Source organism: Bacillus sp. JZ105, from assembly GCF_053903125.1.
Genome location: NZ_CP096387.1, coordinates 3,368,140 through 3,380,513, shown reverse-complemented (window position 1 = coordinate 3,380,513; position 12,374 = coordinate 3,368,140). Strand labels below are relative to the sequence as shown.

Below are 12,374 nucleotides of genomic sequence, written 5' to 3'. Positions count from 1 at the left end.
ATTTTTTTTAGGATGACATGAGAGATTGGTACATCGACACATAAGGATGAGATGCTTGCTTTTCTAGATATAAGTGCTCGCAAAATTGCGTACTACAATGCCATGTTTTATTGTTTCTGCGTAAGCCAAGCGTATATTTATGCGGAGAATCCATATAAGGCCGCACCACCCAGACAGCATCTGAATGATGACGGATGACAACCTCTCCTATATACACACTCATCATCGCTTCTAATGCATCTATTGGCATTTTCCACTCAGCGAACAGCTGCTTGGTCAATGCATCAAAGTATAGTGATTCTAACTGATACAAGCTTTCCTCAGAGTAATCCAAAGAAATGTTATGAAAATGACACAATTGTGCTAATTCTTCTAGCTGTGTCTGTCTATAATCAAAGTAGAAAGCAATGGCCTCCCATTCATGATCAAATGAGGGAACCAATTCTCCGTACAAATCAACAAAGTCAGGAAAAGAATCTTTCAATGTGTTCAGCTCCTTCCACACGCAGTATATCATCTCCTTGGCATCAGGATAAGAGGGGATTTACACTAAATGTAGCTCTTTTTTCCAAATGATTCATCTTTCCGATTTTCGAGGATATAATGAAAGGGAGTTTTCCTTTACAGAAATAAATAAAAGGAGGATTCAACTGTATGGAAGACGTAGGACAACAAGCAATCGTGGGCATTGTGATCCACCTATTTTTTATCGCGGTTACATGGTGGGCACTGCTTGCTGTAAATATTGACCCACTCATTAAAAAGGGGAAAATCGTTCAAGCAAGGCTGCTGATGATGCTCATTACCATTGCTATCGCATCTGCGGTCAGCAATTTCTTCCTTGATTACTTAAATTTCTCGAGACAAATTCCTTATATGTTCTAACATAAAAGGTTTGGTCACGGCCTTCTGCGGGAACGTAAAAAGAAGGGTCAAAAGGCTCGCCGTTTGTTGACTTTTCCACGTATGCATTGCCCTCCTTGCGGCAACACTTGTAGCAAGGGGGAATGACAAGTGAGAAAGTATTTGAAAGGTTGGCCATTATTTGCGTTTATTCTTTTTTTTGTTCTGATGATTCAAGGCGTTCGTGCGGAAGAATCTTCCCCGCTCGCTCAAATAGCAGAAGGTCTAAAAAACCAGCAAATCGAAGTCGATGGGTGGACCCTTCATGCCAAAACAAATGTAGATATTTCATTCGAACAATTTTCAAAAAAAGTGAAACGTTTGAAAGACGAACTACGACAGTATGAGTGGACCGAAAAAAAAGAACAACATGTCACCAAAGTCACAGGAATTTACAAAGATGAAAAAAATGATACAGAATCGAAAATTTTACTCGTGAAGACCGACACAAAATCAAATCAAAAGTCGTATTTATTATATGAGCAAAAAGGTGCTCGCCCACTGAATACCTGGGAGCATACATATGATCAGTTCGTACGTCATGCAAAAAGCATATTACAAGAGAAAATTGTAATTTTTACTTGTCTCGATGGTCATGTAAATGGTATGATGGATGTTGTTTTGCAAAAAAAAGCTGAAATGTTAGCAAATGAATTTCAAGCAAAACCAGTTGAGTATCTCGTTGAGTCTAATTTTGTGTCGCTTTCCGCTTACACAGATAAGTGGGAACAGTTCATTATGACTTCAAATGATAAAATGAATGTTCAAATTGCCATCAGAAGTTCGGAAATGAACGAAAATCATACGATTACGGTTGGCACACCAATCGTAACGACTGAATATTAATATAGAGAATTTGGGACGCGGAGGGGAAGACCTTGGAAAAAATCATCGTCCGCGGCGGTCAAAAGTTAAACGGCACAGTTAAAGTAGAAGGCGCAAAAAATGCCGTTTTACCAGTTATCGCTGCATCTTTGTTAGCAAGTACAGAAAAAAGCGTAATTTGTGATGTACCTACGCTCTCCGATGTATATACAATCAATGAAGTGTTACGTCATTTAGGAGCAGAAGTACATTTTGAAAATAACGAAGTATCAGTTGATGCATCACATGCACTAGAAACTGAGGCTCCGTTTGAGTATGTCCGTAAAATGCGAGCATCCGTGCTTGTCATGGGACCACTTTTAGCAAGAACAGGTCATGCAAGAGTTGCATTACCTGGAGGCTGTGCGATTGGTTCAAGACCAATTGATCAGCATTTAAAAGGCTTTGAAGCAATGGGAGCTAAAATTCAAGTAGGTAATGGTTTCATCGAGGCTGAAGTAAAAGGCCGTTTAAAAGGTGCAAAAATCTATTTGGATTTCCCAAGTGTAGGGGCAACTGAAAACATCATCATGGCAGCAGCGTTAGCTGAAGGAACGACGATTTTAGAAAACGTAGCAAAAGAACCTGAAATTGTTGATTTAGCAAACTACATCAATGCCATGGGCGGTAAGGTTCGCGGTGCTGGTACTGGTACAATCAAAATCGAAGGTGTGGAAACACTTCACGGTGCAAAACACAACATCATCCCTGACAGAATTGAAGCAGGTACTTTCATGGTGGCAGCAGCCATTACAGAAGGAAATGTTCTTGTAAAAGGCGCAGTGCCAGAGCACATGACATCACTTGTTGCAAAAATGGAAGAAATGGGTATTCAGATCATTGAAGAAGAAGAAGGTTTAAGAGTCATTGGACCATCTGAGCTCAAGCCAATCGATCTAAAAACAATGCCGCATCCTGGGTTCCCAACGGATATGCAATCACAGATGATGGCGCTATTGCTTCGTGCGAACGGAACAAGTATGATCACAGAAACGGTGTTTGAAAACCGCTTTATGCATGCTGAAGAATTCCGCCGCATGAATGGTGATATTAAAATTGAGGGTCGCTCTGTCATTATCAATGGGCCGGTTCAACTTCAAGGTGCTGAAGTGGCAGCGACTGATTTAAGAGCAGGAGCCGCACTTGTACTTGCTGGATTAGTGGCAGAAGGTCATACACGTGTCACTGAGTTAAAGCATATTGACCGTGGTTATGTGAACTTCCACCAAAAGCTTGCAGCAATCGGTGCAGATATTGAAAGAGTTAACGATGAATCAGCAGATGTGACACAAGAACAAGTTGTATCAGATCTGAACGCTTAACCATGAAAGAAATCAGTGTGTCCATTGGGGCATGCTGATTTTTTTTAGAATCATAGAATGCCTCATTTCACGAAGCTTATCATTAGTGTATCCAACCATCTTAAATTTTATTCATACAGACGAACAGTAAAATCCATTCTAAGAACAGGCCCATACCTTTCATAAAAGACTTGTCCACTAAATGAAAGAAGCTGTCATATTAGCTTGTCCCTGCCCATAGGATAAAAGAGATTCAATGACAAATGGGGGCAGCCAAATATGAAACCAATGATATGGACAATCGCAGGAATATGCATCATCATTTTAATGATTCCAACATTACTTGTGTTGCCGACGTTCCAAGGGAAACCGGCGGCAAGCCAGCACGTAGCAGCAGAACCATCAGTTAAAAAAGAAGTGAAGGGTTCAGTCAAATTGAAGCAATCACCCGTCGCTATCCCCGTCTATCGCTCTGCTCATCAGCAGGTAGAAAACATCCCCTTAGAAGAGTATGTGATCGGTGTCGTAGCATCTGAAATGCCAGCTGATTTTGAAATGGAAGCACTCAAGGCACAGGCGCTCGCAGCAAGAACGTATATCGTCAGACAAATGATCAGTGATAAGACTGTCAAATCACCTAAGGGCTCTCTTGTAGATGATACCCAAATGTTCCAAGTTTACAAAAACAAACAGGAACTCAAGAAAATTTGGGGGAAAGCGTACAATTGGAAATTAAAAAAGGTCACGGAAGCTGTCGCCAGCACACAAGGAAAAGTGCTGACTTATGACGAGAAACCAATTGATGCTTCATTCTTTTCAACAAGTAACGGAAAAACGGAAAATGCCGAAGCCTATTGGAAAAACGAAATCCCTTATTTGAAAAGTGTCTCAAGTAAATGGGACGAAAAATCGCCAAAATTTCAAAATAAGAAAACCATCTCGGTCAGTGAATTTCAGCAAAAATTAGGTGTGACGCTCACGCAGCAGGCTCAGGTCGGACAGATTGTAGAACGGACACCAGGAAACCAAGTAGCGAAAGCCGTGATCAACGGTAAAACACTGTCAGGCCGAGACATTCGGGAATCACTAGGCCTTCATTCAGCGGACTTCACATGGGAACGCAAGGGCCAGCAGATTGTCATTACAACAAAAGGATATGGTCATGGTGTAGGCATGAGTCAATATGGTGCACATTATATGGCGCAGTCAGGCAAGAAAGTAGATGCCATCGTGAAACATTATTATAAAGGAATTCAAATCGAATCAGCCGATCGTTTTCTCAACACGTATATGGCTAAAAAATAAATCAACAGTGCCTCAGAAATGAGGCATTTTTTTTGTGTTCAAAGAGGTTTGAACAGAATGTGACAAATTGCGACTTAAGACGCACCGTAGGAAAACTTAAACATTTACGTCCCGATAAGAACTGATGGCCGATACAAAGCCCCTCAAAAGGAGGAGAAATCGAGAGGATAATTGGCACATTAGGTGAAAATATCTAGACATCTGACAGAATTTTAGTGATTTTGATGAAAGAGAAAAAGGGACCGAGTCCTATACCATTCCAAGACAGAATAATTTACGATTAAGGTGTTTCAATTAAATACATAAGGAGGAAGGAAAATTATGTTGAAAAAAGTATTCTCACTCGTAACCTTAGCTGTATTGACATTATCTATGTCAATCTCTTCACCAGTATTTGCAGAAGCATCTACAGTCAAAAAACATAATAAAGATGTAAGAGTCACAATCTTACTTGATGCAAGCGGAAGTATGGCAAGAAAAGTAGAGGGAGAGCGCAAATTTGATCTCGCTAAACAAGAGGTATTTAAATTTGCTCAGTCACTTCCAAAAGACGCTAAAATTCGTATGAGCTTGTTTGGTTCTGAAGGAAACAACAAAAATTCAGGTAAAGCTCAATCATGTGAAGTCATTAGAGGCGTTTACGGCGTACAGCCTTATGAAAAAGACAGCTTTGAAAACTCTTTAAACGGACTTGGGCCAAATGGCTGGACACCGATTGCACGTGCACTTGAAAATGCAAAGCAAGCGGATGAACAGCTTACTGAAGGAACAAAGCATATTGTGTACTTAATCACTGATGGTGAAGAAACTTGTGGCGGAGATCCAGTAAAAGTAGCAAAAGAATTGCATAACTCAAAAGGATCAACGGTTGTAAATGTGATCGGGTTAGACTTTAACGATGGCTATGAAGGTCAATTGAAGCAAGTAGCCAAAGCGGGTAAAGGTCATTACTACCAAGCAAGCACAGGTAAAGAAATGGGTTCTATCTTTTCAGCAGAATCATTAAAACTACACGAATAACTTGCTGAACAAAAGGGAAACGATTGATTCATGCTTCGTTTCTCTTTTTCTGTACAAAAGTAAAAAAGGGAGGTCTTTATTGATGAAAAGAAATATCGTATTAACCATTTTGGCTAGTCTTGTCCTGCTTCTTTCTTCACCAGCTCATGCTGTAACAAAACAGGAGCCGCCTGCTCATGTGGTGATATTACTCGATTTAAGCGGGAGCATGGCACAGTCAGTTGAAGGTGAAAAGAAAATCGAAATCGCCAAACGGTCTATTCAAAGCTTTGCGAGCATTTTATCAGAAGATACACAAGTTCTGCTTCGTGTGTTTGGCCATGAAGGAACCAATAAAAATGCAGGGAAAGCCGTTTCTTGTTCAAGTTCTGAAGCCGTTTACGGATTTGGATCATATGAGCCATCAACATTTCAACAAGCACTGAATGTGTATAAGCCAACTGGCTGGACACCACTTGCAAAAGCATTAACGGATACGAAACAAGATTTTGAAGATCACCAAGCTGAAGGGAAAAATATTGTCTATGTTGTCAGTGATGGTGAAGAAACTTGTGGTGGAAGCCCTTCACAAGCAGCAAAGGAATTACATGAAGACGGAATAGATACAATCGTCAATATCATTGGCTTCGATGTGAATGAAAAGGAAGCAAAAAGTCTTAAATCTGTTGCAAAAGCGGGTGGAGGACAATATCAACCGGCTGCAAATGCCGAAGAATTGAACCGTATTCTTCAACAAGAAGCGAGCGCATTTGGTCAGTAGAGAGTGAATGGCAGCTGGGGAAAACAACCCCAGCTGTTTTTAAGTTGACGATTAATTCAAAGTCGTTTCTAATTCATCAATTCGTTTCTCTACATAATGCTGATCCTTTCTTGCATGGAAGGTTTCGGCTTTTTCTAATATGGCAGCTGTATTATACTCGGGAATCTGTGAGTAGCTCTCATACACACCTTTAGGAATTAAAACGTTCCCTTCCGGCCAATAAACTGCGATATTGCCGCGTCTCAACTCTCCGAATTGAGCCACTCCTTGATAGGATCCATATTGATTAAAGAGAACAACTGGATCACCTTCTTGGACGTAAAGCTCTTTTGCATCTTCTTCATTCATTAGGATAGAATGACGTTTTCCACCATTAAAGGCATCCTTTTCACTGTAGATCATCGAGTTGAATTGCTTTCCTCTTCTTGTCGTGATATTGAAATGTCCTTCAGTTTTTCGATATTGAGGCAGCTGGGCAGGAAGAAGATGTCCCTTGCCGTCTGGTGTTGGACACACGCCATCTTCACAAAGCCATGCGCCTCCCCATTGAAAAACGTCTCCCTTGTGACGTAAATGCTGGATGCCATCATAGTTTCGGTTGGCGACCGCAATCTCACGACGAATGTCTTCAGCTGTTTCAAAATGTATCAGCTCGGCATCTTCTGGCCGGACTCTTTTCGCAAGATCAACATAAATGTCCCATTCTGCTCTGGCTTCCTCAATACGAGGTCCTTCAATTTCTGGACTGAAATATACCATGCGTTCCGTACTGGTTGATGTGCCGCCGCCTGGTTGTTCATACCTTGTCATAGCGGGCAGCACAATCACCGCCTCTTCAGCGTCTACCAGCGTAGAGGTATTCAAAATGATATCTTGGTGAACACGGAGTTCAAGTTCAGATAATGCTTTTTCAATCGCTTCCGGATTTGGCATCGTTTCTAAAAAGTTTCCACCACTCGTAAACAGCATTTTGAGTTTTTGTGGATGGTCTTTTGGGAGAGCCATCTTCTCAAAGGATTGCCCAATGGTGTCACCATGCCATTTAGGAATGTCAAACCCCCATATATGTTCGATTCTTTCAATATTCTCTTCATCAAAATCACTACCTGGCAAAACGAATGGATCAGCGCCCATTTCACCAGAACCTTGGACGCCGCTATGCCCCCGAATTGGCATGACACCACAATGTTTTCTGCCGATAAATCCGCGCAGCATGGCAAGGTTGGCAACCTGTGATATATTATCAGTTGCAAAGCGGTGCTGAGTAAGGCCCATACTCCAAATAAAAACGCCTGAATTAGCATTGGCAAGCAGTGTCGCAAATTCTTTCATTCTTTCTTTTGATAAACCTGATGATGCTTCTAGGTCCTCCCACTTCAATTGTGCGACATGCTGCTTTAAATCCTGTATGCCTGTTGTATGTTTTTGAATAAATTCGTGATCAAGAGCCGAATGGGGAGCATGCTGCTCCATGTCAAACCAATGCTTGATGACGCCGTTCATAAACGCAATATCTCCGCCTATATTGACTTGGTAAAAATCATCTGCAATTTTTGTGCCGAATAAAGCACTCTCTGGAATAGAAGGAACCCAATACTTTTCCATAGCAGGTTCTTTATACGGATTGATGACGATAATTTTTGTTCCCTTCTTTTTAGCAGCGTACATATATTTAGTGGAAACAGGCTGATTATTTGCTGCGACAGATCCCCAAAAGATTAATACATCCGTTCCAATCCAATCACTGTAATTACAGCTGGAAGCACCGATGCCAAGGGACCGTTTAAGAGCGGTTTTACTTGGTGAATGGCAAATGCGAGAAGCATTATCAATATGATTCGTCCCTATAAATCGAGCAGCTTTTGCAGCCGTATAATAAACTTCATTTGTAATTCCTCTGGCGGTTAAATAAAAAGCAAGCTGCCGTTTATCAATTGATTGGATTTTAGCTGCGATTTGATCTAGTGCATCATCCCAAGAAATTCGTGTAAAGGCATTGTCCCCTTTTTTTCGGATCAATGGATAAGGAATCCGCCCAAGTTTGCGAAGAGAGGTGCTGTCCATTTGCTTTAGCTGATGAATATCTTCAAACCATTTTGGATCAATAGCTGGCATTGTGTTAAGACGAAGCACATTTAGTCTTGTTGTGCATATATGAGGTCCTGCGAGCGTTTGATCATACAGTCCTGAGACGCCAAGGGCACAGCCGTCACAAACACCTTGCGTTAAAATACGGTACGCGTAGGGAAGGTTATCTTTGTTCTCCCATGCCACTTTCATCGTATCTCGAATGTGTTTCGGTTTCACTTTGCCAAGCCCCATTGGTACAAAAGAGGCCCATAGCTTTGGTGAGGGTTTTTTATTGAGTTTAACAGGCCCCTTATGTTTTGTTTTCCCCATGAGATCATCACCCTCCTATTACTTTATAAAGCGTTTTCATATCTAAAAATTACCTTTAGATTGTGATTCTGTCAAATTCAAATTAAGATCGGGCAGAGACAGAGGAAGTAGCAGATAGGTTTTTTTCTCTTAGCTGCTGAATATCCTTTCGAATGAGAAGTGATATGATAAAAGCAATGAAAAATAAGCCAGAGAACACCATAAGGCTTTGTGTGTAATTACCTGTTATATCTCGGATGAAGGATGAAAATAGTGGTCCTGCTAATCCCGCAGCGGCCCAAGCGGTCAAAATATAACCATGTATGGCACCAAGCTGCTTTGTACCAAACAAATCCCCAATATAGGCTGGAATTGAAGCAAATCCTCCCCCATAGCACGTATAAATGATCGCCATGACGATTGAAAAGATGAGCGGTTCTTTTAAGTAGGGGAGTAAAGGAAAAGCAATAAGCTGGATACTGAAAAAAATCGTATACGTATTCGGCCTTCCTATATAATCTGAGAACGCTGCCCATCCAATCCGTCCTAAACCATTAAAAGCACCTAAAATGCCCACAAGAGTAGCTGCAGCACCTGCAGTGAACCCAACACTTTCTTGAGCAAGAGGTGACGCTACTGAAATAATAGCGATTCCGCATGTGATATTAATAAAAAGCATAAGCCACAAATAATAAAAACGTCTTGTTTTGATCGCTTCATTTGCTGTAAGCTGTGATAAATCTTGAGGGATTTTTCTTTTCTTTGTTTTGAATACGTCAAATTGTTTGACGTCATCAGGTGTTGGTGGTGATAAATAAAGAGATGAGATCACCATGATGATAAAATAGGAGATTCCAAGAATATAAAAAGTATTTGCGATATTCACTTTTTCAATGAGATATTGAATAATTGGGCTGCAAATAAGAGAAGCAAATCCAAACCCCATAATGGCTAAGCCAGTTGCAAGACCTCTTCGATCCGGAAACCATTTGACTAGAGTTGATACAGGTGCAATATAGCCTACCCCTAAACCGATTCCAGCGAGTACACCATAAAATAAATAAAGGAGAGGCAGTGAGGACATGTGGACAGCGAATCCTGACCCAGTCATTCCGATGCCGAAGAAAATAGCTGAGAAGAGCCCCGATGCCCTTGGACCATACCTTTCAACGAAATGTCCCATAAAAGCAGCAGATAAACCTAAAAATAAAATAGCAATACTGAAGGTGAGACTTATTTCTGTTAATGACCAATGAAAGGCTTCATGTAAAGGATTCGTAAAAACACTCCAAGCATAAACAGACCCAATAGATAAATGAATTCCTACAGCACTTGCTGCAATGAGCCAGCGATTTTTCGATTTGTTCATTTTGTTCCCCCCCATATAAAGCAATCAAGAAGTTTGATAAGATAGAAATATGTTACATTTTTATGACTTTTTAAAATAATATCACAATTTGATTGGATCATATAACTAAATTTGTATTGAAAGGAAGATCATACAATGAATCCTTCTGTTAAAAAGAAACGAGTCATACACCAATACCGTGAAGGTCAGTTTACCTGCAAAACTGATGAAATTGTAGAAGAATTTCCTTTAACTGTGATGGTGAATGGAGAAGAATTTGTGACGCTTGTTTGTTCACCAGAGCACCTGAAAGAATTGGTTATCGGCTTTTTGGCTTCAGAAGGGGTCATTCGATTTGAAAATGAGATTAAAAGGTTTAAAATAGATGAAAGTATGGGTTTTGCCTATGTTGATTTAGTTCACTCAAGTGGATTTGATTCATCAGATTTTACAAAACGAGTGATTGGTTCATGCTGCGGGAAAGGAAGACACTTTTATTTTCTTCAAGATGTGAAGACGGCAAAAACAGCCATTGATCGAATCAGTATTCCTGCTGAAACCTGTATGCATCTCATGAAGTGTTTGCAAGAAGAAAGCCAATTATTTCAACATACTGGTGGAGTGCATAATGCTGGACTGTGTGACACAGAGAAGCTATTCATTACTAGAACTGATATAGGAAGACATAATGCTTTAGATAAAATTTATGGATATTGTTTACTTCAGCGAATTCCACTTAGAGATAAAATCCTTGTTTTTAGCGGCCGGATATCGTCAGAAGTTCTATTGAAGGCAGCAAAACTAGGAGTGTCTATCGTCATTTCAAAATCAGCACCTACTGAGCTGGCGCTTAAAATGGCAGAAGAATTAAATATTACGACAGTTGGATTCGTCAGAGGAAAATCCTTTAACATTTACACGCATCCTCAGCGTATTACAGAATAGGAGGCAAAGTATGGTCAGTATTTTAGATAAAAGACATCGACCATTGCGCGATTTAAGAATATCAGTAACTGATCGCTGTAACTTTAGATGTACGTACTGTATGCCTGCTGAAATTTTTGGACCAGATTATCCTTTCTTGAAAAAAGAAGAACTGCTTAGTTTCGAAGAAATTGAACGGCTTGCTGCCCTTTTTGTAAAGAACCTAGGTGTGGTAAAAATACGCATCACGGGCGGAGAACCTTTAATGCGGAAGGATCTGCCTGTCTTAATAGAAAAGCTCGCAAAAATTCCAGGGATTGAAGACATTGCGATGACAACCAATGGAACGCTTTTACCTTTATATGCTGATCAGTTGAAGAGAGCTGGTCTTAATAGAGTCACCATTAGTTTAGATTCATTAAATCCCGACCGTTTTAAGCAAATGAACGGAAGGCATATTTCTATCCAAAAAGTGTTTGATGGTATTGAGGCTGCAAAAAAGGCTGGACTTGCTATCAAGATTAATATGGTTGTTCAAAAAGGTGTGAATGATCAGGATGTCTTACCAATGGCAGCTTACTTCAAAAAAGAAGGACACGTTCTCAGATTTATTGAATTTATGGATGTCGGTAATACGAATAAATGGAATCTAGAACATGTCATGACAAAGAAAGAAATAATTGAATTAATTGATTCAACATATCCTATCAAACCAGAACCTCCTCAATATGCAGGTGAAGTAGCTAATCGATTTTTTTACAAAGATGGTTCAGGAGAGATAGGCATTATTTCTTCCGTTTCAGATGCTTTTTGTGGAACATGTAACAGAGCAAGGCTATCTGCACGGGGAGAATTGTTTACATGTCTGTTTGCATCATCGGGTTTTGATCTGAAACAGATGATTCGTACGACAAAAGATAATGAAGAATTAACGAACAAGTTAAAGGAATTATGGTTGAATAGACATGACCAATATTCAGCCGAGAGAGAGCAGAAAAAAGATCAGAAAAAGGTTGAGATGTCATACATCGGTGGGTAATGACAATAAATTATCATGATCATGTATTTTTGAAAAGAAGAGAAAATATCATAATCGTGGTTGAAAATCCTTTTTTGAAAACAAGTCTTTTTATCTTATGAACTCAGTCACTATAAAAACCAGCAGAATCCCTGCTGGTTTTTAAATTGCTATTTTGCACCTCAAAAAGATTGAAATAAGATTGGAAAATAGATTTTTCCTCATTGTGCGCTGCTTTACTTTTACGAGTGATGTGATAAGATCAAATCAATCTTTACCAGCTCGATTTTTTCACTCCAGGGATATGACCCTTATAGGCAAGCTCACGAAAAGCAATCCTAGACATTTTGAATTTTCGTAAATAACCTCTGGGACGGCCCGTTAATTCACAGCGGTTTTTTAAGCGGGTAGGGGAAGAGTCTCTAGGTAATTTTCGTAAAGCTTCATAGTCACCTTTTTCTTTTAACTCTTTCCTTAATTCTGCATATTTCAATACAAGCTGCTGTCGTTTTTTTTCTTTAGCAATCTTAGATTTCTTTGCCAATTGAAGCC

At 40.0% G+C, this 12,374-nt stretch carries 12 protein-coding genes; 8 read left to right on the top strand and 4 right to left on the bottom strand.

Annotated elements, in window-relative coordinates; genetic code table 11:
• Positions 1-7: 7 nt before the first annotated feature.
• On the bottom strand, positions 8-484 hold the full coding sequence (locus M1D81_RS17405) for a hypothetical protein (protein ID WP_456266206.1): 477 nt from the start codon (positions 482-484) through the stop codon (positions 8-10).
• Between the two features lie 170 nt (positions 485-654).
• On the opposite strand from M1D81_RS17405, the gene M1D81_RS17400 reads away from it, so the two are divergent.
• From M1D81_RS17400 to M1D81_RS17375, 6 genes are all read left to right on the top strand, one after another.
• Positions 655-885: a DUF1146 family protein gene (locus tag M1D81_RS17400; RefSeq protein ID WP_024423724.1), complete on the top strand. Its 231-nt coding sequence runs from the start codon at positions 655-657 to the stop codon at positions 883-885.
• 129 nt (positions 886-1,014) lie between these two features.
• A complete protein-coding gene (locus M1D81_RS17395) occupies positions 1,015-1,749 on the top strand; it encodes a YwmB family TATA-box binding protein (protein WP_456266207.1) in 735 nt (244 codons plus the stop codon).
• A gap of 32 nt (positions 1,750-1,781) precedes the next feature.
• Positions 1,782-3,089 (top strand): UDP-N-acetylglucosamine 1-carboxyvinyltransferase, encoded by a 1,308-nt coding sequence (gene murA, locus M1D81_RS17390; protein WP_024423722.1) that lies wholly within the window; start codon positions 1,782-1,784, stop codon positions 3,087-3,089.
• Positions 3,090-3,347: 258 nt separating this feature from the next.
• Entirely contained in the window at positions 3,348-4,373 is a 1,026-nt protein-coding gene (gene spoIID, locus M1D81_RS17385) for a stage II sporulation protein D (RefSeq protein ID WP_456266208.1), read from the top strand.
• A 321-nt stretch (positions 4,374-4,694) separates the two neighbouring features.
• Positions 4,695-5,393, top strand: a complete 699-nt coding sequence (locus M1D81_RS17380; RefSeq protein ID WP_125585867.1) for a VWA domain-containing protein — start codon at positions 4,695-4,697, stop codon at positions 5,391-5,393.
• A gap of 82 nt (positions 5,394-5,475) precedes the next feature.
• A complete protein-coding gene (locus tag M1D81_RS17375) occupies positions 5,476-6,153 on the top strand; it encodes a VWA domain-containing protein (protein WP_456266209.1) in 678 nt (225 codons plus the stop codon).
• Positions 6,154-6,204: 51 nt separating this feature from the next.
• Here M1D81_RS17375 and M1D81_RS17370 read toward each other — a convergent pair whose 3' ends face one another.
• Together M1D81_RS17370 and M1D81_RS17365 are read right to left on the bottom strand one after the other, a co-directional pair.
• On the bottom strand, positions 6,205-8,553 hold the full coding sequence (locus M1D81_RS17370; protein WP_456266210.1) for an FdhF/YdeP family oxidoreductase: 2,349 nt from the start codon (positions 8,551-8,553) through the stop codon (positions 6,205-6,207).
• Positions 8,554-8,635: 82 nt separating this feature from the next.
• Positions 8,636-9,901, bottom strand: coding sequence for an L-lactate MFS transporter (locus M1D81_RS17365; protein WP_456266211.1), 1,266 nt, complete (start codon positions 9,899-9,901; stop codon positions 8,636-8,638).
• A 135-nt stretch (positions 9,902-10,036) separates the two neighbouring features.
• Between M1D81_RS17365 and fdhD the strand changes: the two genes are divergently transcribed.
• Together fdhD and moaA are read left to right on the top strand one after the other, a co-directional pair.
• Positions 10,037-10,825 carry a formate dehydrogenase accessory sulfurtransferase FdhD gene (gene fdhD / locus M1D81_RS17360; protein WP_456266212.1) on the top strand — a complete coding sequence of 263 codons (789 nt, stop codon included), beginning with the start codon at positions 10,037-10,039 and terminating at the stop codon, positions 10,823-10,825.
• Between the two features lie 10 nt (positions 10,826-10,835).
• A complete protein-coding gene (moaA, locus tag M1D81_RS17355; protein WP_456266213.1) occupies positions 10,836-11,843 on the top strand; it encodes a GTP 3',8-cyclase MoaA in 1,008 nt (335 codons plus the stop codon).
• A gap of 253 nt (positions 11,844-12,096) precedes the next feature.
• On the opposite strand, the gene rpsN is transcribed toward moaA, so the two are convergent.
• The gene (gene rpsN / locus M1D81_RS17350) at positions 12,097-12,366 is read right to left on the bottom strand and encodes a 30S ribosomal protein S14 (RefSeq protein WP_025093900.1); all 270 of its coding nucleotides are present in this window, start codon (positions 12,364-12,366) and stop codon (positions 12,097-12,099) included.
• Positions 12,367-12,374 lie beyond the last annotated feature (8 nt).

What these genes read in the sequence shown, in the direction of transcription:
- M1D81_RS17400 (WP_024423724.1), top strand. Translation starts at nt 655, where the DNA reads ATGGAAGACGTAGGACAACAAGCAATCGTGGGCATTGTGATCCACCTA.
- spoIID (WP_456266208.1), top strand. Translation starts at nt 3,348, where the DNA reads ATGAAACCAATGATATGGACAATCGCAGGAATATGCATCATCATTTTA.
- M1D81_RS17380 (WP_125585867.1), top strand. Translation starts at nt 4,695, where the DNA reads ATGTTGAAAAAAGTATTCTCACTCGTAACCTTAGCTGTATTGACATTA.
- M1D81_RS17375 (WP_456266209.1), top strand. Translation starts at nt 5,476, where the DNA reads ATGAAAAGAAATATCGTATTAACCATTTTGGCTAGTCTTGTCCTGCTT.
- M1D81_RS17370 (WP_456266210.1), bottom strand. Translation starts at nt 8,553, where the DNA reads ATGGGGAAAACAAAACATAAGGGGCCTGTTAAACTCAATAAAAAACCC.
- M1D81_RS17365 (WP_456266211.1), bottom strand. Translation starts at nt 9,901, where the DNA reads ATGAACAAATCGAAAAATCGCTGGCTCATTGCAGCAAGTGCTGTAGGA.
- fdhD (WP_456266212.1), top strand. Translation starts at nt 10,037, where the DNA reads ATGAATCCTTCTGTTAAAAAGAAACGAGTCATACACCAATACCGTGAA.
- moaA (WP_456266213.1), top strand. Translation starts at nt 10,836, where the DNA reads ATGGTCAGTATTTTAGATAAAAGACATCGACCATTGCGCGATTTAAGA.